The organism is Nocardia violaceofusca NBRC 14427 (genome assembly GCF_963869435.1).
Lineage (GTDB): Bacteria > Actinomycetota > Actinomycetes > Mycobacteriales > Mycobacteriaceae > Nocardia > Nocardia aobensis.
Genome location: NZ_CAWMPM010000056.1, coordinates 1 through 21,631, shown reverse-complemented (window position 1 = coordinate 21,631; position 21,631 = coordinate 1). Strand labels below are relative to the sequence as shown.

At 69.6% G+C, this 21,631-nt stretch carries 18 protein-coding genes and 1 pseudogene; 2 read left to right on the top strand and 17 right to left on the bottom strand.

Annotated features, from left to right (window positions below; genetic code table 11):
• Window positions 1-40 precede the first annotated feature (40 nt).
• From der to steA, 11 genes are all read right to left on the bottom strand, one after another.
• Window positions 41-1,483 carry a ribosome biogenesis GTPase Der gene (gene der / locus AC5592_RS33700; protein ID WP_051024543.1) on the bottom strand — a complete coding sequence of 481 codons (1,443 nt, stop codon included), beginning with the start codon at window positions 1,481-1,483 and terminating at the stop codon, window positions 41-43.
• Window positions 1,480-2,148, bottom strand: coding sequence for a (d)CMP kinase (gene cmk, locus AC5592_RS33695; RefSeq protein ID WP_036500836.1), 669 nt, complete (start codon window positions 2,146-2,148; stop codon window positions 1,480-1,482). The genes der and cmk overlap by 4 nt, the downstream gene beginning before the upstream one ends.
• Before the next feature lie 98 nt (window positions 2,149-2,246).
• Complete coding sequence (locus AC5592_RS33690; RefSeq protein WP_371507566.1) at window positions 2,247-3,056, bottom strand: pseudouridine synthase; 810 nt, start codon at window positions 3,054-3,056, stop codon at window positions 2,247-2,249.
• An 887-nt stretch (window positions 3,057-3,943) separates the two neighbouring features.
• On the bottom strand, window positions 3,944-4,660 hold the full coding sequence (gene scpB / locus AC5592_RS33685) for an SMC-Scp complex subunit ScpB (RefSeq protein ID WP_063066529.1): 717 nt from the start codon (window positions 4,658-4,660) through the stop codon (window positions 3,944-3,946).
• Window positions 4,661-4,995: 335 nt separating this feature from the next.
• Window positions 4,996-5,868, bottom strand: coding sequence for a segregation and condensation protein A (locus AC5592_RS33680; RefSeq protein WP_063066521.1), 873 nt, complete (start codon window positions 5,866-5,868; stop codon window positions 4,996-4,998).
• Window positions 5,865-6,836: a ParA family protein gene (locus AC5592_RS33675; protein WP_083870734.1), complete on the bottom strand. Its 972-nt coding sequence runs from the start codon at window positions 6,834-6,836 to the stop codon at window positions 5,865-5,867. The genes AC5592_RS33680 and AC5592_RS33675 overlap by 4 nt, the downstream gene beginning before the upstream one ends.
• A 298-nt stretch (window positions 6,837-7,134) precedes the next feature.
• Window positions 7,135-8,067: a site-specific tyrosine recombinase XerD gene (gene xerD / locus AC5592_RS33670; protein WP_063066528.1), complete on the bottom strand. Its 933-nt coding sequence runs from the start codon at window positions 8,065-8,067 to the stop codon at window positions 7,135-7,137.
• 163 nt (window positions 8,068-8,230) lie between these two features.
• A complete protein-coding gene (locus AC5592_RS33665; RefSeq protein WP_063066520.1) occupies window positions 8,231-8,875 on the bottom strand; it encodes an NUDIX domain-containing protein in 645 nt (214 codons plus the stop codon).
• Complete coding sequence (gene pyrG / locus AC5592_RS33660; protein WP_036500796.1) at window positions 8,872-10,608, bottom strand: CTP synthase; 1,737 nt, start codon at window positions 10,606-10,608, stop codon at window positions 8,872-8,874. The genes AC5592_RS33665 and pyrG overlap by 4 nt, the downstream gene beginning before the upstream one ends.
• A 197-nt stretch (window positions 10,609-10,805) precedes the next feature.
• A complete protein-coding gene (locus tag AC5592_RS33655) occupies window positions 10,806-11,720 on the bottom strand; it encodes a copper transporter (protein ID WP_371507565.1) in 915 nt (304 codons plus the stop codon).
• A 17-nt stretch (window positions 11,721-11,737) separates the two neighbouring features.
• On the bottom strand, window positions 11,738-12,952 hold the full coding sequence (gene steA / locus AC5592_RS33650; RefSeq protein ID WP_036500795.1) for a putative cytokinetic ring protein SteA: 1,215 nt from the start codon (window positions 12,950-12,952) through the stop codon (window positions 11,738-11,740).
• 172 nt (window positions 12,953-13,124) lie between these two features.
• Here steA and AC5592_RS33645 point away from each other — a divergent pair, with 172 nt between their 5' ends.
• Window positions 13,125-13,547, top strand: a complete 423-nt coding sequence (locus AC5592_RS33645) for an SRPBCC family protein (protein WP_036500794.1) — start codon at window positions 13,125-13,127, stop codon at window positions 13,545-13,547.
• 11 nt (window positions 13,548-13,558) lie between these two features.
• Here AC5592_RS33645 and recN read toward each other — a convergent pair whose 3' ends face one another.
• From recN to AC5592_RS33625, 4 genes are read right to left on the bottom strand one after another with little or no spacing between them, the layout of a single operon-like run.
• Window positions 13,559-15,334 carry a DNA repair protein RecN gene (recN, locus tag AC5592_RS33640; RefSeq protein ID WP_063066519.1) on the bottom strand — a complete coding sequence of 592 codons (1,776 nt, stop codon included), beginning with the start codon at window positions 15,332-15,334 and terminating at the stop codon, window positions 13,559-13,561.
• Entirely contained in the window at window positions 15,312-16,337 is a 1,026-nt protein-coding gene (locus tag AC5592_RS33635) for an NAD kinase (RefSeq protein ID WP_036500784.1), read from the bottom strand. The genes recN and AC5592_RS33635 overlap by 23 nt, the downstream gene beginning before the upstream one ends.
• On the bottom strand, window positions 16,334-17,200 hold the full coding sequence (locus AC5592_RS33630) for a TlyA family RNA methyltransferase (RefSeq protein WP_036500780.1): 867 nt from the start codon (window positions 17,198-17,200) through the stop codon (window positions 16,334-16,336). The genes AC5592_RS33635 and AC5592_RS33630 overlap by 4 nt, the downstream gene beginning before the upstream one ends.
• Before the next feature lies 1 nt (window position 17,201).
• On the bottom strand, window positions 17,202-17,492 hold the full coding sequence (locus tag AC5592_RS33625) for a hypothetical protein (RefSeq protein WP_036500777.1): 291 nt from the start codon (window positions 17,490-17,492) through the stop codon (window positions 17,202-17,204).
• Between the two features lie 283 nt (window positions 17,493-17,775).
• Between AC5592_RS33625 and AC5592_RS33620 the strand changes: the two genes are divergently transcribed.
• Complete coding sequence (locus AC5592_RS33620) at window positions 17,776-18,483, top strand: YdcF family protein (RefSeq protein ID WP_198164015.1); 708 nt, start codon at window positions 17,776-17,778, stop codon at window positions 18,481-18,483.
• Between the two features lie 288 nt (window positions 18,484-18,771).
• On the opposite strand, the gene AC5592_RS33615 is transcribed toward AC5592_RS33620, so the two are convergent.
• On the bottom strand, window positions 18,772-19,659 hold the full coding sequence (locus AC5592_RS33615; protein ID WP_063066518.1) for an HAD-IIA family hydrolase: 888 nt from the start codon (window positions 19,657-19,659) through the stop codon (window positions 18,772-18,774).
• 3 nt (window positions 19,660-19,662) lie between these two features.
• Window positions 19,663-20,784: pseudogene (locus AC5592_RS33610) on the bottom strand (hypothetical protein); the annotation flags it as partial.
• Window positions 20,785-21,631 lie beyond the last annotated feature (847 nt).

The following is a 21,631-nucleotide window of genomic DNA, read 5'->3' as shown; positions in this document are numbered from 1 at the left end:
GCCGGTGCGGACGATAAACCCGCCCGCACCGGCACTTCCACTACTTCTTCGAACGATCCCGCTTCTCCCGCACACGCACCGAGATGCGCACCGGGGAACCGTCGAAACCGAATTCCTCACGCAGGCGGCGCTCCAGGAAACGGCGGTAGCCGGCCTCCAGGAAGCCGGTGGTGAACAGCACGAACGTCGGCGGCCGGGTGGTCGCCTGGGTCGCGAAGAGCACGCGCGGCAAGCGCCCGCCCCGCATCGGCGGCGGCGTCGCCGCGATGACCTCCTTGAGCCAGGTGTTGAGCCGGCCCGTAGGAATCCGCTTGTCCCAGGACTCGAGTGCGGTTTCCATTGCCGGAACGAGCTTTTGGACCGCGCGGCCGGTGTGGGCGGAGATGTTCACCCGCTGCGCCCACGGCACCCGCACCAATTCGCGCTCGACCTCACGCTCGAGCTGGTAGCGGCGATCCTCGTCGACCAGATCCCACTTGTTGAACGCGAGCACCAGCGCGCGACCGGCATCGGCGACCATGCCGATCACCCGCAGGTCCTGCTCGGTGATCGGTTCGGAGGCATCGATCAGCATGATCGCGACCTCGGCGGCCTCGATGGCGGCCTTGGTGCGCAACGAGGCGTAGAACTCGGTTCCGTCGGCGGTGCCGACCTTGCGGCGCAGACCCGCCGTGTCGACGAAACGCCATGGCTTGCCGCCCAATTCGACCAGCGAGTCGACCGGATCGACCGTCGTTCCGGCGACATCGTGCACCACCGAGCGCTCGTCACCGGACAGCTTGTTCAGCAGGCTGGACTTGCCGACATTCGGCTTGCCGACCAGCGCCACACGCCGCGGGCCCCCTCCCCCGGAACCCTCGCGCGGAGTCTCCGGCAGCACCGCCAGTACATCGTCGAGCAGATCGCCGGTACCGCGACCGTGCGCCGCCGACACCATCCGCGGCTCCCCCAGCCCGAGCGACCACAGCACGGCCGCATCGGCCTCGGCCTTCTCGCCGTCGACCTTGTTGGCGACCAGGATCACCGGAGTCTTGGAGCGCCGCAACGCCTTCACCGCCGCTTCGTCGGTCGCGGTCGCACCGACGGTGGCGTCCACGACCAGCAGAATCGCATCGGCGGTCTGCATCGCCAGTTCGGCCTGCCGGGCCACCGCCTGCTGCAGCCCCTTGGCGTCGGGCTCCCAGCCGCCGGTGTCCTGCACCAGAAATCGGCGTCCGGCCCAGCTCGCCTCGTACGACACCCGGTCACGGGTGACGCCCGGGATATCCTCCACGACGGCCTCGCGGCGGCCCAGGATCCGGTTCACCAGCGTCGATTTGCCGACGTTCGGTCGGCCGACGACGGCCACGGTGGGCATCGGCACATGCTCGTGCGCCTCCGCGTCGCCCTCGAAATCGGCGATCTCCCATTCGGTTTCGTCGGTCCAGATACCGTCGCCGGCGAGGGTGTCGGAGTTCGAACTCGGTGTCACACTCGGGCTCATCTACGCTCTCCCACCGTAATCTGCTGCGCCACAACCCGGTACAGCTCGTCGATGACCTGGTCCATGCTCAGCTCGCTGGTGTCGACCTGCACCGCGTCCGCGGCCGGGCGCAGCGGCGAGACCGCGCGGGTGGAATCCAGATTGTCGCGGCGCTGCACATCGGCCAGCACCGCCTCGTAATCGTCGCCGCGCCCCTCGGCGATGTTCTGCTGATTGCGCCGCGCCGCGCGGGCCTGCGCCGATGCGGTCAGATAGATCTTGGCATCGGCGTCGGGCAGCACGACCGTGCCGATATCGCGGCCTTCGACCACGATGCGCCCGGCCGCGGCCGCGATCTCGCGCTGCAGCGCGACGAGTTGCGTCCGCACCTCGGCCACGGCGGAGACGGCGGAGACCGCCTTGGTCACCGCGTCGCCGCGAATCTCGGACGAGACGTCCTCACCGTCGAGTTCGATCAGCTCGTGGCCGGGATCGGTGCCGATGGTGAGCGGCAGATCCTTGACCGCGGCCGCGATCTCGGCCGGATCGGTCAGCTCGACACCGCTGCGCAGCACCCGCAGCGTCGCGACGCGGTACATCGCGCCGGTGTCGAGATAGCGTGCGTCGAGCCGCGCCGCGAGCCGGCGCGACACACTCGACTTGCCGGTGCCCGAAGGCCCGTCCATGGCGACGACGAGTTCCGCGCCGGGGATGCCGTCGCCGATGCCGGATTCCACCACGTCACGGCCTCCTCGGATCCGATCGTCCAGCATGTCCACACCACTCACAACTCCACCGCCTCGTACAACTTCCCGATTTCGTCGCGGCCCAGCACTCGCAGGGTGCCCGACCGTTGATCACCCAGCGCGACCGGCCCGATATGCGTGCGAACCAGCGCGATCACCGGATACCCGACCTCCGCGAGCAGGCGCCGCACGATGTGCTTGCGGCCCTCGTGCAGGATCACACGGACCAGCGTCTTACCCTCGGCGACCTCGAGCACCTGGAATTTGTCGACCTTCGCCGGACCGTCCTCGAGTTCGACGCCCTCGCGCAGTTGCTTGCCGATGCCACGCTGCATTTCACCCTGCACCGTCGCGAGATAGGTCTTCGACACCTGGAACGACGGGTGCATCAGCCGATGCGCGAGGTCGCCGTCGTTGGTGAGCAGCAGCAGACCCTCGGTATCGGCGTCGAGGCGGCCGACGTGGAACAGCCGCTGACCTGCCATCACCCGCTCGGCGACGATATCGCCGACACAGGGGCGGCCCATTTCGTCCGACATCGTCGACTGGAAGCCCTTGGGCTTGTTCAGCGCCAGATAGACCTGCTCGTCGCGAACCACGACGCGCACCCCGTCGACCCGCACCACGGCGGTATCGGGATCGATGCGCAGGCCCTGTTCGCGCACGACCGCACCGTCGACCTCGACGCGGCCCTGTTCGATGAGCTCTTCGGCCGCGCGGCGCGAGGCCACACCCGCCTTGGCGAGCACCTTCTGCAGGCGCTCCCCCTCACCCCACGGCAACTTCTTCGGACCGGATTCCGCAACCTCGACATGCTGGTGGCGGGCGGGTTTGGCGAAGCTCAGCACGGTCGGCGGTGTCTTGCGCTTCTTCGGCTTCGGGGCGGCCGCGCGAGAGCGACCGGCGGCGGCGCCGCGGTCCCGCGATCCGGCGGGCGAATCGCCGCGCGACGGACGGGCATCGCCGCGGCCGTAGCGCGAGTCACCGGCCGCCTGGCCGCGAGCGACCCGATCGCCTCGGCCGTGGCCACCTTCGGGCCGTGAACCACGTCCGGCGCTGTCGCCGCTGCGGCCGTAGCTCTCGCCGCCACGGTTGTAGCGATCGTCCCCTCGGCCGGAGCGGTCGCCACCACGTCCGTAACTGTCGCCCCCACGGCCGTACCGATCGTCCCCTCGGCCCGGGCGGTCACCACCACGGCTGTAGCCGCTGTCGCCCCCGCGGCCGTAACGGTCATCTCCTCGGCCTGGGCGGTCACCACCACGTCCGTAGCTGTCCCCTCCACGGTTGTAGCGGTCGTCTCCGCGGCCTGAGCGGTCACCACCACGTCCGTAGCTGTCCCCTCCACGGCCATAACGGTCGTCCCCGCGACCGGAGCGATCACCACCACGCCCGTAGCTGTCACTCCCACGGCCGTAACGGTCGTCCCCTCGGCCCGGGCGGTCGCCACCCCGGCTGTAGCCGCTGTCGCCCCCGCGGCCGTAGCGCTCGTCCCCTCGGCCGGAGCGTGCTCCGCGAGTGTCGCCGCCGCGGCCGGAGCTGTCCTCCCGACGTCCGTAGCGGTCGCCGCGTGATCCTCCGCGTCCGTCGTCGGAGCGGCCGGCCGCCCCTCGTGCCGGGCGTCCGCCGCCGCGGGGCGGGTCGCTCTGTCTTTTCCTGCGGTCCGGTGTGCCATCTCGGCGAGCGGGTGTATTCACGTGGTCCTCTGATCAGTCGACAGGATCCGCTGCGGATCCGGTCAATCCTCGGTGCCGAGATCGATATCCGATTCGGCGGGTTTTTTCAGCTTGGTGTACCGGGGGTCGGTATCCAGGCTCTCGTTGATCTCGTCGATCAGGTCGACGCCCGGTAGCAGGGGCGCCAGCGACGGGAGTTCGGCCAGCGACGCGAGCCCGATCCGTTCCAGGAACAGTTCGGTGGTGACGTAGAGGGTGCCGTTGGTGTCGACGTCGGCGCCCGCCTCGGCGATCAGTCCCCGCGCCACCAGGGTGCGGATCACGCCGTCGACGTTCACCCCGCGCACGGCACTCACTCGTGCTCGCGTAACCGGTTGACGATAGGCGATAACCGCCAACGTTTCCAAAGCGGCCCTGGTGAGCTTCGACCGCGCCCCGTCCAACAGCATACGTTCGACATACGGCGCGTACTCGGTCCGGGTGTACAGACGCCACCCGTCGCCCACGTAGCGCAGGTCGATTCCGCTACCTCGCGCAGTCCATTCCGCCGACATCTCCCGCAACACCCGCTCGACCCGCGCGGGTGCGTCGTCGACCGCGGCCGCGAGCAGTTCCACCGGCGCCGGCGCATCCACCACCAGCAGCATCGCCTCGAGCGCCGACCGCAGTTCCTGATCGTCGAGCGGACGGGCAACCTCCTCGTCGTCCGCATCATCCGCCGACGCAGTTCGCGCCGTGCCGGGAGGCTCAGCGTCACCACCGGGCGGTCGAGTCCGCACAGCCCCGGCGACGCCGTTCTGCGCAGCACCGGAGCGGACGACGATCTCCGGCGCACCATCGACGCCGGCGGCCACCCGCTCGCCGGCGCCGGGTCCGACAGCCGCGTCCTGAGCAGCATCGTCATCGGCAGATGCGACCACCACCGCATCGTCTCCTGCCGGCGCGACCTCCTCGGAATCGGCCCCGGCAGGCGCGACGCCGGTATCGGTCACGGCGTCGTCTGCCTCGGTGACGGCGGCCTCGGCTCGGACCTCCTCCGGCGCACCCGCGGCCCCCACGACGGTCTCGCGGCCTTCGGCCTCCGTGTGATCATTGCGCTGCTCACCGTGCGACGTCATCCGTAGTCCTCATCGATTGTCACGGGCTCGGCGGGCGCGCCCTCGGCCTCGTCGCCGATCCAGCGCACCGCCAGCGGGCCGAGCGGGTCGGGTTGGTCGAATTCGATCGTCTTGCCGCGGTAGAGCTCGAGCAGCGCGAGAAAGCGCGCGACGATCTGGATCGGCATCTCGCAGTCGGCGCACAGGTCGTGGAACGTCGACCACTCCCCCACCCCGCGCTTCTTCAGCATCTCCAGAACCAGCGCGGCCTGTTCGGCGACGGAGATGGAATGAGCGTGCAGGTGGTCCAGCCCGACCGTCGGCCGCGGCCGAGGCCGGAAGGCGGCCGCGGCGATATCGGCGAAACCCGCCGCGTCGACGCCGAGGCTCACCTCCGGCAGCAGGTCCAGGAAACGTTCCTCCAGCGACACCGCCCGCGGGTACCGGCGCAACGCGGCGGCCTCGAGTTCACCGAGCAGTTCGGCGACCTGTTTGAACGCCCGGTACTGCAGCAGCCGCGCGAACAGCAGATCGCGCGCTTCCAGCAGTTCCAGGTCGTCGGCGTCGGTCACCTCACCGGACGGCAGCAACCGGGCGGCCTTCAGATCGAGCAGGGTCGCGGCGACCACCAGGAATTCGGTGGTCTGATCGAGAATCCGATCCGCCCGCAGCGTCGGATCGCGCTCCAGGCTCGCGGTGAGCTCTTTGGTGTAGGCGATGAACTCGTCGGTGACCTTGTGCAGCGCCACCTCGGTCACATCGAGCCGCCGCTGGCTGATCAGCTGCAACAACAGGTCGAACGGACCCTGAAAATTGCTCAGCCGCAGGTGGAACCCGTCGGGCTTGTTTTCCGGTACGACCTCGGCAGCCGGTGGTCCGGCCTCGCTCACCGGCCCGACCGGTGGATGACTTCCCGTGCCATCGCCCGATACGCTTCCGCGCCACCGGATTTCGGCGCCCAGGTGGTAATCGGCTCACCGGCGACACTGGCATCGGGGAAACGGACGGTCCGGTTGATCACGGTGTCGTACACCAGATCGCCGAACACCTCCACCACCCGGGCCATCACCTGCCGGGAGTGCAGCAAACGCGCATCGAACATGGTGACAACGATGCCCGACAGCGCCAGCCGCGGGTTGAGCCGGTCCCGCACCTTCTCGACGGTGTCGGTGAGCAGCGCCAGCCCGCGCAGCGAGAAGTATTCGCATTCCATCGGGATGATCACGCCGTCGGCGCAGGCCAGCGCGTTGACGGTGAGCAGACCCAGCGACGGCTGGCAGTCGATGAGGATGTAGTCGTAGCGATCGCGCAGCGGGGCCAGCGCGCGGCCGAGGGTCTGTTCCCGGCCGACCTCGTTGACCAGCTGAATTTCGGCCGCCGAGAGATCGATGTTGCTCGGCAGCAGATCCATCCCGTCGACCTTGGTGTTGAGCAGCACGTCGTCGACGCTCGCCCGGCCGCCGACGAGCAGATTGTGCACGGTCTGGTCCAGGTCGTGGTGGGCCACGCCCAGCCCGGCCGACAGCGCGCCCTGCGGGTCGAGGTCGACCAGCAGCACCCGGCGGCCGTATTCGGCCAGCGCCGCACCGAGATTGATGGTGGAGGTGGTCTTGCCTACGCCGCCCTTCTGATTGCACATGGCGACGATCAGGGCGTCACCGTTGCGCGACGACGGGGGTGGTTCGGGAATGTCGCGCAGCGGGCGTCCGGTCGGGCCGAGTTCGGTACCGTCCGCCACGATGTCGTTCGCCTCCCAGAGTCTGCGGGCCGCCTGTTCGATTCGGAGGCCGGTTCGGATATTCGAAAGCGGTTCTGCCGCAGCGCTGTTCGGCGGCTCGGCCGGGCCGGCTGTCGTCATGTCCGCTGCTCCTTCAGTTTTCCTGCTCGTTGCCCCGCCGCGCGCTGCGGAACAGCGGGAGGCCGCCACACCGGACGCCGATGTACCGGACCGCCGCAATAGACGCTACCGCCTCCGAGCGCAAGACCCCCGATCGGACACGCTTGGGGAACGCCCCCGATCGTTGCGCACTTGTGTCATTGCCCGTGCCACAACACCGTGTCCTCACGGCACCAACCGCATTCTGTCGCCTCGAGGGGGTGTTGGGAAACCCTTTGCGGCAATCCGCACCCGATATCGCGCCGCCGCGGCCGGCGCGTTACCGCGCCCGCGGATGCGCGGTGGCCCACACCTCGTGCAGCGTAGTGACCGTGACGAGGGTGTAGATCTGCGTGGTCGTCACCGACGCGTGCCCCAGCAACTCCTGCACGACCCGCACGTCGGCGCCTCCGTCGAGCAGATGGGTGGCGAACGAGTGCCGCAGCGTATGCGGCGAGACCGCGGCACCGATCCCGGCCCGATCGGCCGCGTCCTGCAGAACCTGCCAGGCACTCTGCCGCGAGAGCCGGCCACCGCGAGCGTTGAGGAACAGGGCGGGAGTCCCTTTGCCGCGCGCGCCGAGCGCGGGCCGGCCGCGGACCAGATAGGCGTCGACCGCCGCCAGCGCCGGCCGCCCGATCGGGACCATGCGCTGTTTACCGCCCTTGCCGTGCAGGACGACCGCGCGACCGGTGGTGTCGATATCGTCGACGTCGAGTCCGACCACCTCCGAGATCCGGGCGCCGGTGGAGTACAGCAACTCCAGCATGGCGCGATCCCGCAGCCCGCGCGGCCCGCCTCCGGAACCCGCGTCGTCTCCGCCGCCCGCGGCTTCGAGCAGCCGGGAAATATCTTCGTACGGAAGCGCTTTCGGCAATCGCCGCGCCGGTGTCGGCGGCTTCACCCCGTGCGCGACATCTCCGGTGGTCAATCCCTCGGCAGCCGCGAACCGGTGCAGGCCACGCACCGCGACCAGAGCGCGGGCGGCCGAACTGGCGGCCAGCGCCGGATAGCCCTCGCCACCTGCCCGCAGCGAGACGACGAAATCGGCGATCTGGTTCTCGGTCACCCGGTCCAGATCGCCGATATCCCGCTGTCGCAGAAACTCCCGGTATCGCTGCAGATCACGGCGGTAGGCACTGAGCGTATTGCTCGCCGCGCCGCGCTCGACCGTCAGATGGTCGAGGTAGGCCTGGATCTGCCGCTCCACCATGGATTCACCCGGCCGGTAGCAGCGCGACGACCGCCGCAGCGGCGGGGACAGCGACATTCACGGTGTCATCATGACAGCAGCCGACGACATTCGTTCGCACGAAACACAGTTCGTGCGCCCGAGGTGCCCGGCCGGGCGCGGTGAGGCACCCGGCCGGTTCCGCTCAGGCCTGTGCGCGTTCGGCGGCCTTCCGCTCGAGCAACTGCGTCGGCATACCCGGCCACGGCACGTCGGCGGGCCGCAGCGTCGTGCCGTTCGCCCGCGCGGCCGAGGCGGCCAGCACGCCGGCCACCGCGGTCGCGTTCTCGATCCGGCCCGACAGCGCGGCGCTCACCGCGTCGTCCAGCGGCATCCGCACGATGGCCAAATCGGCCTCTTCGTGCTCCGGGTCCGGCCGATCGGTGTCCGACAGCCCGGTCGCGAGATAGATGCGCAGCGCCTCGTCGGTGAACCCCGGCGACAGCACCACATCCACCAGCGTGGACCATTCCCGTGCCGCCAGACCGGTCTCCTCGGCGAGTTCGCGTTGCGCGGCCGCCAGCGGATCCTCACCGGCCTGATCGAGCAGACCGGCGGGCAACTCCAGCAGCCGCCGCCCGACCGGGTGCCGGTACTGGTTGATCAGCACCACGGCGCCGTCGTCGTCGAGGGCCACGATCGCGACCGCGCCGTGATGCTCGACCACCTCGCGTTCGGCGACCCGCCCGCCGGGCATCTCGACCTGATCCCGGCGCAGCGCGACGATCGCCCCGGAATACACGGTTTCGGTGCCGACGGTGCGGAAGTCGTGGCTTCCGGGTTCGCTCACTGCGCGACCCGCTCGGCCTCGTCGGCCTCCTCGCCGTAGATCTCCACCGGGAGTCGTTCGGCGCCCTTGTATTTCAGCGCCGCGTCGACCAGTCCGGCGAACAGCGGGTGCGGCCGGGTCGGCCGGCTCTTGAGCTCGGGATGCGCCTGGGTGGCCACGAAATACGGGTGCACGTTCGCCGGCAGCTCCACGAACTCGACCAGATGTCCGTCCGGCGAGGTGCCGGAGAACCGCAGTCCGCTCTGGCCGATCTTGTCGCGGTAGGCGTTGTTGACCTCGTACCGGTGCCGATGCCGCTCCGACACCTCGGTGGTGCCGTAGGCCTGCGCCACGACCGATCCCTTCTCCAGCACGGCCGGGTAGGCGCCCAGCCGCATGGTGCCGCCGAGATCGGCCTCACCGGCGACCGCCTGGGCCTGGTCGGCCATCGTGGAGATCACCGGATGTGTTGTCTCCGGCTCGAATTCGGCGGAGTTGGCGTCCTCGAGGCCCACCGAGCGGGCGGCCTCGATCACCACGCACTGCAGGCCCAGGCACAGGCCCAGCAGCGGAATGGAGCGGGTGCGCGCGAACCGGATCGCGCCGACCTTGCCCTCGATACCGCGAATGCCGAAGCCGCCGGGGATCAGCACCGCGTCGACATCGCCGAGGTGATGCTGGGCGCCCTCCGGGGTCTCGCATTCGTCGGACTGCACCCAGCGGATGTTCACCTTGGCCTTGGCCGCGAAACCACCGGCCCGCAGCGCCTCGGTCACCGAGAGATACGCGTCCGGCAGGTCGACGTACTTGCCGACCAGCGCGACGGTCACCTCCTCGCGCGGGTTGTGCACGCGGTCGAGCAGATCACCCCAGACGGTCCAGTCGACATCGCGGAACGGCAGTCCCAGTTTGCGCACCACATAGGCGTCGAGGCCCTCGCGGTGCAGCACCTTCGGGATGTCGTAGATCGACGGCGCGTCGGGCGTGGAGATGCAGGCGTCGACGTCGACGTCGCACATCAGCGCGATCTTGTTCTTGAGCCCCTGCGGCACCTCCCGGTCGCAGCGCAGGATCAGCGCGTCGGGCTGGATACCGATATTGCGCAGCGCCGCCACCGAATGCTGCGTGGGTTTGGTCTTCAGCTCGCCGGAGGGCGCCAGATACGGCACCAGCGTCACGTGCAGGAAGAAGCAGTTGTCCCGGCCGACCTCGTGCCGGATCTGGCGGGCGGCCTCGAGGAACGGCTGGGATTCGATATCGCCGACGGTGCCGCCGATCTCGGTGATCACCACGTCCGGGGTCTGCCCCTGCAGATCCGGGCCGCTCATCGCGAGGATGCGGTTCTTGATCTCGTCGGTGATGTGCGGGATGACCTGCACGGTGTCGCCGAGGTACTCACCGCGGCGCTCCTTGGCGATCACCGTCGAGTAGACCTGCCCGGTGGTGACGTTCGCATACCCCGACAGATCTCGGTCGAGGAACCGCTCGTAGTGGCCGACGTCGAGGTCGGTTTCGGCGCCGTCCTCGGTCACGAACACCTCGCCGTGCTGGAAGGGGTTCATGGTGCCGGGGTCGACATTCAGATACGGGTCCAGCTTCTGCATGGTGACCCGCAATCCGCGGGCGGTCAGCAGCTGGCCGAGGCTGGAGGCGGTCAGTCCCTTACCGAGGGAGGAGGCGACACCGCCACTCACGAAGATGTGTTTGGTGGCCGTCTGATGGGGGGAACGCGCCGGAATCCGCGATTGACTCACGGAACTCCACGCTAACACGAAAAACGGTTGCGAAACGAATGCCACGCGGGGAACATCGGAGGTCGTCGTGCCGGTTTGTCACTTGCGTCTCATTCACCGCAGCAACCCCATGACGCGGCGCCCCGTCGGCACCGATCGCCCGGCACTCGCTCCGACGTGACGGATCATGCGATCGGGTTCGAGGAAGGCGGTCGTGCTCAGCCGGGCGAAGCGGTCACCGACAGCGACGTCGCCTCCGGCCCGGTGCCGTAGTGACCGGTTTTGCCGCCCAGTTGCTCGGCGAGGCCGAGAGCCGTTGTGACCCGGCCCGTCTCGCGGTCCACGTTGTCGACCGTGGACACGGTCGCGTCGAGGCGGTTGTCGCGGCGCGCCTCGGCGATCGGTCCCGACCCGTCCGAGGATCCGGCCCGCCCGGCCAGCACCAGGCCCGCCCCGCGTGCGCGCAGCGCCCCGGCGAAATGCGCGGTGATCGAGCCCTGCCCATTGTGGTCGGCCCGCGCGCCCGCCCCGGTCACCACCACCGCCAGCTGCGCGGGCGCGAAGTCGCCGGCGCCGAGGAAACCGCCGTTGCGCAAGGTATCGGCGATCAGTCCGCGCTCCTGTGCGGTGGCACGGTCGGCGCCGTTGGCCGGGTCGGTGAGAAATGCCAGGCCGAGCAGGTCACCGGCAAGGCTGCCCTGATCCACCGCCTCGGTCTGCAACTGGGCCCCGGCCGGGATCATATTCGTCACCGCGGTCCGTAACCGGTCCCCCTGCGACGCGTCGACGAAGGCGTCGGTGAGCGCGACCCGCCCGGTGATGGTCGCCCCGGCGGTGGTCAGCGCCGCCGTCACCGCGTCGACATCACCGCCGTCGGCATCCGGGGTGGTGAAGACGAGCACGGTGTGATCGGCGAGGGTTCCGTTCAGGATGCGCCCGGCCGACCGGGCGATGAAGTCGTCGGCCGCACCGACCTGCCGTTCGAGTCGTCCGTTGGCCGCGGCGAGCGCGTCGTTGCGCCGGGCCAGATCGTCACCACCACCCGAACCGCCGTGGCGGACGACGGCGCCGAGCGCCGCACCCACCGCCAATGCCAGAAAGATCGCGGTCAGGGAGACGACGAGCCGACGCATGGAACCCACTGCTTTCTCTACCCCCGACGGTCCGATAGTCGATGGAGCCAGTCCTGTGACTGCCGCCACGCCGAATCCAGCCAATCCAGCACATCGTTGCCCAGATGCGAGGACACCAGCAGTCCGACGATGAGCGCGATCAGCGCCGCCAGCACCACCAGTGCGGTCGCCCACCCGGAGTTGCCCTGCCGATAGAGGGTGGCCACGGCCTTGGCGTCCATCAGTTTCGGACCGGCCTTGAGCCGGGTCAGGAACATCGCGGGCGCCGATTCGCGGCGGCTGCGATCGAAGAAGTCGTCGAGCGAGGCCGGTGCCCCGCAGGTGATGATCAGCGCGGCGCCGTGATGGTCGGCCAGCAGCAGCGCCAGATCCGCCGCCGATCCCGAGGACGGGAAGGTGGTGGCGCCGATGCCCAGGTCCTGAATTCGCTCCAGCCCCTTGGCATGTCCGTCGGTATCGGCCGGAAGGATCAGCTCGGCACCGCATTTCAGCGCGCTCGCGGTGATCTCCTCCGGGTCGCCGACGATCAGATCGGGACGGTAACCGGCCTTGGTCAGGATGTCGGCGCCGCGGCCGACGCCCACCAGGATCGGCGCGTATTCCTTGACGAACGGCTTGATCGCCTTGAGATCGTCGCGACTGTCCACCCCGTCGGCGACTACCACGACGTGGCGGCCGCGCATCGACAGATCCAGGGCCGGAACCCCGAGACCGTCGATCAGCATCGCGCTTTCGGTCCGGATGTATTCGGTCGTGTTGCCGGCGAAGGCTTCCAGATGATCGGCCAGCCCGTTGCGCGCCGCGATCATCCGCTCGGTGATGACCTGGTCGGTGAGTTCGATGGCCTCGACCAGAACCTCCGGTTCCTTCTTGGTCAACTTGTCGGCATACACCACACCGGCGTCGATGCGGACCTTGCTGCCGTCCTTGATCTTGCCGAAGACGTCGCCGGAGACAGCATCCAGCAACACGATTCCGTTGGCGGCCAGCACTTCCGGGCCGAGGTTCGGATAGCGGCCGGAAATCGAGGGCGAGGCATTGATCACCGCCGCCACGCCGGCCTCGACGAGCCGGTCAGCGGTGAGGCGATCGATGTCCATCTCGTCGAGGACCACCACATCGCCCGAGCCGGCCCGCTTGAGCAGACGCCGGGTATTGCGGTCCACCCGGGCCATCCCGGTGACGCCGGGAAGCGTTTCGGTGTTGCGGGACAACAGTGCCAGCATCTTCATGGCATCCGATGATGGCCGCCGACTCTCAACCTGTGGTGGAGGCGCGCCGACGTCGTATCACATCCCCTGGCATGAGGCCAGCAAACTCGCGCCTGCCCGCCGTCGACTGGCGTGCCGAGCGGTACCGCTGGTACCGATATGCTTCGGCTCACTGCATCCGAAGGAGAACGCCATGGCCAGCACCACCGTCGACACGGTCATTCCCGCACCGCGCGACGTCGTCTACAAGCTGTTCGCCGAACGCGACAGTCTCAACGGCTATCTGCCCGTGCGCATTACGCTGCGTCAGCCCGGTGCCCCCGAGGCCTCCGGCGTCGGCGCGCGGTACCTGGTCGGCGTCGGTGGCATCGGCGTGACCGAGGAGACCACCGAACTGGTTCCCGGTGAGCGCATGGAATATCGGATCATCGCGGGTGCGCCGGTGAAGCGCCACGTCGGCACCATCACCTTCGCCGACGCCCCGGGCGGCACCCTGGTCTCGTACCGGATGGAATCCGAGCCCAAGCTGCCCGTGCCGGACAAGGCGACGGAACTGTTTCTGCGCGGCCTGATCGCGCCGTTCCTCAAGGCCGCCAAGAAGGCCGTCGCCCAGTAGAAGCCGCGCGGTCAGCCCGCCGCCGAGGTGGTGTCGGCCTTCTCCGCCCGCGCGGTGGCCAACAGCTCCTCGGCATGGGCGCGGCCGGTCTCGGTGTCGTCGAGGCCGGCCAGCATGCGGGCCAGTTCGACGACCCGCTCGTCGGTGGTCAGCGCCCGCACCCCACTGTTGACGCCCTTGCCGTCGTCGACCTTGTCCACCACGAGGTGAGTGTCGGCGAAGGCGGCCACCTGCGGCAGATGGGTCACCACGATGACCTGATGGGTGCGGGCCAGCCGCGCCAGCCGGCGCCCGATCTCCACTGCGGCGCGACCGCCGACACCGGCGTCGACCTCGTCGAACACCATGGTCGAGCCGTATTCGGAGGCCGCGAGCACCACTTCCAGCGCCAGCATCACGCGCGAGAGCTCACCACCGGATGCACTGCGGCTCAACGGTAGCGACTGCGCGCCCGAGTGGGCCGACAGCCGGAATTCCACTTCGTCCACACCGGACGCGCCCGCGTGCAGTTCCGCCCCCTCGACGGTGATGGGTGCGCTGTCCTGCGCCGATGCCGCCAGCGGCCGCACCTCCACCTCGAGTTTGGCGCGGCCCATCGCCAGGCCACTCAATTCGGCGCTCACCGCGGTCGCGAGTTTGCGGGCCGCCTTGCGCCGGGCCGCGGTCAGCTTCTTCGCCGTCTCCCGGACCTGAACGGCCGCGTTCTCGACCTCGGCGGCCAGCGCCGCCAGCGCCTCCTCCGACACATCGAGCGAGGCCAGGCGGGTGCGTGCTTCGTCGGCCCAGGCGATCACCGCGTCGATATCGGGCGCGTATTTGCGAGTCAGCGATTTCAGTTCCGCCTGACGGGTGAGCAGGCTGTCCAGCGCCGCCGGATCCGACGGCAGATCCGACAGATACGAACTCAATTCGGTGGTCACATCGACCACCACCGCGATCGCCTCCCCCAGCCGCGGTGCCAACGCCGTCAGCGCCGGATCATCACTGGATTCCAGGCGGGCCCGCGCACCACCGAGCGCGTCCAGCGCACCGGCCCCCTCACCGTCGCCGGAGCCCGCCAGAGCCGCGTGGGCAGCGCCGGCCGCCTCCCGCAATGAATCGAGATCGCCGAGCCGCAGCACCTCGGCGACGATGCGCTCGTCCTCACCGGGTTCCGGTGCGACCGTGTCGATTTCGTTCAGCGAATGCTGCAACCGATCGGCCTCGAGTGCGAGTTCACGGCTGCGCGCGGTGCGTTCCAGCAGTTCGGCGCGCGCCTGCAGCCAGGTGCGGCGAGCCAGCTGATATTTGCGCAGCAGCCCGGCCACCGCGTCGCCGGCGAAGCGGTCCAGCGCCTGCAACTGCTGATCGGGACGCTGCAACCGCAGCTGGTCGTTCTGCCCGTGCACGGTCAGCAGCGGCGCCGTGAAATCCGACAGCACCGCGGCCGGCACACTGCGGCCGCCGAGATGGGCCCGGGATCGCCCGTCGCTGCCGACGGTGCGTACGGCGATGACGCTGTCGTCGTCGTCGCGCTGCGCGCCGGAGGATTCCAGCACCTTCTCGACCTCGTCGCGGGCGCTGTCGTGCACATCCTCGACGGTGAACCGGCCCTCGACGACGGCCCGTTGCGCGCCCTGACGCACCCGCCCGGCGTCCGCGCGGGCGCCACCGAGCAGATGCAGTCCGGTGACCACCATGGTCTTGCCGGCACCGGTCTCACCGGTCACACAGGTCAGTCCCTCGTGGAACTGCGCGGTGGCGGTGGATATGACGCCGAGGCCGTCAATCCTGATCTCTGTCAGCACGTGTGCTCTCCGTTCGGCGGTGTTCGCTATCGCCTGAGCCGGGTTGCTCGGTGGGAGTGCGGGCCGGCTCCGTCGCGCGCGGCCGTTCCGGCCGCCGGCCCCGCCAGCCTGTCACGGGTAAGCGGAATTTGCGCACCATCCGGTCGGCGAAGGGGGCGGAATCCAGCCGCACCCAGCGCACCGGTTCGGCACCGCGCACCGCTTCGAATCGCCCACCCCGCGGCAATGCCAGCGTACGCCGGCCGTCCAGGAAGACGATCGCATCATGGCCTGCCGCAACGGTTTCCACCGCGATCCGCGACTCCGGGCTGGTCACCAGCGGCCGCGCGAACAGTGCGTGCGCGTTGCTGGGAATCACCAGCAGCGCCTCGAGTTCGGGCCACACCACGGGACCACCCGCGGAGAAGGCGTAGGCGGTGGAGCCGGTCGGTGTCGCGATCAGCACACCGTCACAACCGAATTGCGATACCGGGCGGCCGTCGACCTCGAGGACGACCTCCAGCACGCCCATGCGGGCCGCATTCTCGATACTGGCCTCGTTGAGGGCCCATCCGCGTTCCACGACCACATCATCGACGCGGACACTGACATCTACGGTCATCCGCTGCTCGATGCGGTAATCGCCGCGCACCACCTGGGCCAACGCGTCGTCGAGATGTTCGGCCTCGGCCTCGGTGAGAAAACCGATGCGGCCCAGATTGATTCCCAGCACCGGCACCCGGGCCGGATGCGCCATCTCCGCGCCGCGCAGGAAGGTTCCGTCCCCACCGAGCGCGAGCACCATCTCACAGCCGACCGCGGCGTCGGGGCCGTGCGGCATCACCCGCACCGGATAGCCGTCGGGTTCGCCGGTGTCGTCGAAATCGAGTTTGGTGCTGTAGGCCTCGTCCTCGAGGACCCGCAGTCCGATTCCGGCATCGGCGAAGATCTTCGCGACCCGATGCGCGGTCTCGAGCAGTTCGGAACGGCCCGGATGGGCGACGAGCAGGATCTCCCGCTTCACTGTGGCCCCTCCTCGACCGCACGCTGCACCAATTCGCTGATATCGGGCTCCGATTCGGTTTCGGCCGAATCGGTGTCCGGTGTGTCGTGGCCCTGGTTTTCCCTGCCCTGGGTTTCCTTGCGCAGCCACAGGAAATATTCGACGTTGCCGGACGGGCCGGGCAACGGGCTGGCGACCACACCGCGGGTACGCAGGCCCAGTTCGGCGGCCGCGGCGGCCACCTCGGTCACCGCCTCGGCGCGCAGAGCCGGATCACGCACCACACCGCCGGAGCCTACTCGCTGTTTACCGACCTCGAACTGCGGTTTCACCATGGGCAGCAGATCCGCACCCGGTGCACAGCAGGCGGCCAGCGCCGGCAGCACCAGCGCGAGCGAGATGAACGACAGATCCGCGACCACCAACTCGACGGGACCGTCGATCGCCTCCGGCGTCAGCGCGCGCACATTGGTGCGGTCGAACACCCGGACCCGCTCGTCGTTGCGCAGCCGCCACACGAGCTGGCCGTAACCCACATCGACGGCGACCACCTCGCGGGCGCCGCGGGCGAGCAGCACATCGGTGAATCCGCCGGTCGAGGCGCCGGCGTCCAGACAGCGCTTCCCGGCGACGCTCACCCCGAGCGGCTCGAACGCCTCCAGCGCGCCCAGCACCTTGTGCGCACCCCGCGAGGCCCACTGGACCTCGTCGGGTTCCTCGCGAACCAGCAGGGGAGTATTCGGCTCGACCGCGGTCGCCGCTTTCGACGCGACCGCACCGTTGATCAGGACGCGTCCCGCACCGATCAGCTCGACCGCGTGTTCTCGCGATCGCGCCAATCCGCGGCGAACCAGTTCGGCGTCCACTCGCGCGCGCCTGGCCACCTCAGATCTTGTCCACCGTCGCCAGGGCGCCGACCAGCACCTCGTGTGCCTGCTCGAGAATGCGCGCCCGCCGGGTGAGATCGGTTCCCGCGCGGTCCACCCCGTCGGCATCGTCACCGCTCTGGCGCCGGCCGCCGGGCAACTCCGCGAGCAGCGCCGCCACCTCGGCCCGCACCTTCTCCGGGTCGGCGAACTCCGCCGTCCCTCCCGCGAGATGCTGCCCGGGCAGCGGAACTCCCGGACGTGGACCGGAGGAACCGGACGGATGCGGACGCGGAATGGGCGTAGTCATGGTGCCGACAACGCTACCGGAGCTCACCGACATCCCGGCAAGCGGCGGCACCGGTGAAACGGAGGTCACGGTGGCGCCCCGCGGCCGCGTGCCGGCCGCGTCCCTGGCCCACCGGCGCTCGTGGACGAGCCGTCGCCGGACCGAGTCACATGCATGCTCCGGACTCCCGGTGTCGGCGGGGAGGGCACGACAGTCGAAATCGGGGCCCGGCGCTGACCGCACGGCGTCCGCAGCCGAAGCCCCAGGACCGGTGGTGTGCGGCAGATGTTGGCACAATGGCGGCGTGGGAGGTAAGCGACGACATGGATCCGCCCGGTTCGTCGCAGTCGCGGCGGCATGGACGGCGACCGCGGTGGTCGCCGCCGCCGAATACGCCCACTGGCGCGCATCCCGGCAACTGCTCGGACCGCAGCGCGAAGCTCGAGCCGGCGACACCGACGCGGTGGTCGTGCTGGGCTACCCGGCCGCCGCCGACGGCCGCACCCGCGCGCTGCAGCGCTGGCGATGCCGCATCGGCGCCCGCTCGCTGCCGCCCGACCGCGAGGGATTCCTGATCTTCAGCGGCGGCGCCGTACACGGCCCCTGGGTCGAAGCGGCGGTCATGGCCGACTACACCCGCACCCACCTCGGCGTACCGCCCGAGCGCATCCGCACCGAAACGTCCGCCGAAACCACCTGGCAGAACATCGAATTCACCGTTCCCGCCCTGGAAGGGGCCGACCGCATCAAAATCGCCTCCGACCCCATGCACGCCGCCCGGGCCCGCCGCTACCTGCGGGCGCAGCGACCGGACCTCGCAGCGCGTCTGGTCCCCGCCGACGACTACCGTCCACTGGAACGCTGGTGGCTCAAAATCCCCACTGCCGCACACGAATCCGCGGCGATCAGCCGACGCCGCGCCGGAGCCGCCGCCACCCCGCTACTACGCCGCCTGGGCCTGATTCCGGAGAGCACGGCGGCTTCCATGGCTGCCGAAGATCGCGACGATTGACCGACGAACCGGGCCCGGATCGGGCAGCGCCGATGTACTGGAACACCCGCTCACACAGGGCGACGTCGAAGGTGTCACCGCCGAACGGCAGCCAGTAGGCATCGCCGGGGGCTTACCTAACCGGGCAGTTGTCGAATCGTGCACGTCGTCTCCCCCCGTGCCACAGCAGGGTGCCGTCACCCCGCCGCGAGAGGCCTAGCCATGTGTTCCCCAGCACCGGCTTCTTGCCGCGTCGGGGCCGAACGAAGTGGCTACCGTAGACAGCCACCCCCACCGTGAGCCGAACCGCTACCGCGCCAATTCGATTGCGCGACCGGGGTTTTCGTCCAGCAAACCGGCCAGGTGGTCGATCGCGTCGCCCTCGGGTGATTCCTGCCGGATCACGGGGTGATTCAGTGCGTCGAGGGCTCGGGAGATGTAGATGGGGCGATGATCGGCAGGGCGGGCGCGCAGGTCGTCGAGAGTGCTGACGCCGGTGAGGACCATCAACGACGGCAGACCGACACACCGGGCGCCGTCGATATCGGTGTCGAGCCGATCCCCCACCACGAGTGCGTCGCGGGTTTCCGCGCGAACCAGCGCATCCTCGAGCAGCGGCGCATAGGGCTTACCGGCTACCACGGGTTCCTGATCGGTCGCGGCTCGCAATGCCGCGACCATCGCACCGTTGCCCGGCGCCAGGCCGCGCTCGTTCGGCAACGTGGCATCCGCGTTCGCGGCCACCCACAGCGCCCCGGCGCGTACCGCGTAGGCCGCTTCGGCGAGGTCCGGCCATCCGGTCTGTGGCGAATGTCCCTGCACGACGGCGGCCGGGGCCACCCCGTTGAAACGCCGAATCGGTTGCAGGCCCACCTGTTCGATCTCGGCGGCGAGGTCGTCGGTACCGACGATCAGCACGGTGGAGCCGGCGGCCAGCCGGGAGGCGAGCACGTGCGCGGCCGCCTGCGCACTGGTGACGACATCGGATTCGCTTGCGCCGAAACCCAATTCGCGCAGATGCGCGGCCACCACACCGGCCGACCGGCTGGCGTTGTTGGTGACGAACATCAGCTTCTGCGCGCCGCCGCCGGCGTCCAGGGCCGCCGGTGCGCCGGCGATCACCTCCGCACCCCGATACAGCGTGCCGTCCAGATCCAGCAGGAGAGCCTCGAAGCCCTCCCGAAGCGATGCTGCCACTAGTTACTCCACGTCGTCGTCGACCTGTGCGCCCGCGAGTTCGTCGGCACGCTCCTCGGCGTCGGTATCGCCGTCGACATCGGCCGCGGCCGCGTTGAGGAACCACTGCAGTGCCTCATCGGACCGGCCGGCGGCGAGCAGCGCCTCCGCATAGGCGTAGAACAACCGTGCCGAGGCGGGACCGGACCGCGAGGGATCCAGTTCCGGCGTCTGCAAGGTGACCACGGCCTGATCGTATTGGCCCAAATCCATTCGCGCACCGGCGACGACGATCCGCAACTCGGTCGCCTCGTCCCCGGACAGCGCACGCGCCTCGTCGCTGCGGCCGAGTTCGATCGCGCGTTCGGGCCGTCCCAGCCCCCGTTCGCAATCGGCCATGACCGCCAGCAGACCCGAGCCGCCGGACATCCGGCGCGCGGTGCGCAGCTCGGACAGCGCTTCGGCCCACTCACCGGCGTGATAGGCGGTGACACCGGCCGTTTCGCGGACCACCGCGATGCGTCCGGCACGGCGCCGGGCGGCGCGCGCATGTTCGAGTGCCTGCTCCGGGTCCTCGTCGAGGAGCCGAGCGGCCATCACCAGGTGCCGGGCAACCGCCTCGGCGTTGTTCTTGTCGAGGCTCAGCAGATCGCGGCGCACCGCGCCGTCCAGATCACTCGCCTGCACATCGTCCGGCAACGCGGGCTCGTCGGGCCGCCCCGATCGGTTCTCGCCGCCGACACGGGCTCCTTCGCCGCCTCGCCGCCGCGGCTCCCGGTCCTCGAAGTTCGCGCCGGTCGCTGCCGCTTCCCCCGTGTGCGCGGTGGTGTCGGCCTCGTCGGCCGGCCCGAATCGACGCTCGGAGTCCGCGCCACCACGCCGGAACCCGCCGCGCCGATCACCCTCGCCCCGGCTGTAACCACCCGGACGATCGTCACGACCGCCTGCGCCTCCCGGACGCCGGCCACCTTCGTCGCGCCGGAATCCACCACGGCGATCATCCGTGCCGCGCCCGTGGCCGCCCGAGCGACGATCTCCTTCGTCACGCCGGAAGCCGCCCGAGCGCCGGTCGTCGCCACCACCGGAACGGCGATCATCGCCACCACGGCCGTAGCCACCGGGCCGGCGGTCATCACCGCCACGGCTGTAACCGCCGGAACGACGGTCATCACCACCACGGCCGTAATTCCCGGAACGACGGTCGTCGCTGTCGCGCCGGAAACCACCCGAACGACGGTCATCGCCACCGCGTTCGTATCCGCCCGATCGACGGTCGTCGTCTCCGCGGCCGTAACCGCCCGAGCGGCGATCGTCACCACCACGGCCGTAATTCCCGGAACGACGGTCGTCGCTGTCGCGCCGGAAACCACCCGAACGACGGTCATCGCCACCGCGTTCGTAACCGCCCGATCGACGGTTGTCGCCACCACGTTCGTATCCGCCCGATCGACGGTCGTCACCACCGCGCCCGTAACCGCTGGAGCGACGGTCATCGTCGCCACGCCGAAAGCCACCGGCGCGGCGATCGTCTCCACCGCGGCTGTAACCGCCGGTGCCGCGATCGGACCCACGGCGGTCGTCGCCGCGCCCGGTACCACCGCGCCGGTCGTCGTCACGCGCGCCGTAGCCACCGGAGCGGCGCGTATCGTCGCCGCGCCGGAAGCCTCCGGAGCGACGCTCTCCTTCTCCGCGGTCGTGGGCAGGTGTGCCGGAGCCGGCCGAGTCCGGACCGGTACTGCCACGGCGGAAGGGTCTCCTACCGTCGTCATGCTCCGACACAGCGTTACCTTTCTCTGATCCGGCACGAGCAGCCGGTGACGACATGCAGACCGTGCGCCGTTCGCCGGCACCTATCTGCAACCACCATAAATTCAATCACGCGACACGAACGCGTCCCCACTTGCCCGGCCTGCGTGCGCACCGAGAATCGCCCGACGGCGATCGGTCGTGACTTCTACGGTGCGGCGACGGGGCCCGAGCACAAGGGGCGTAT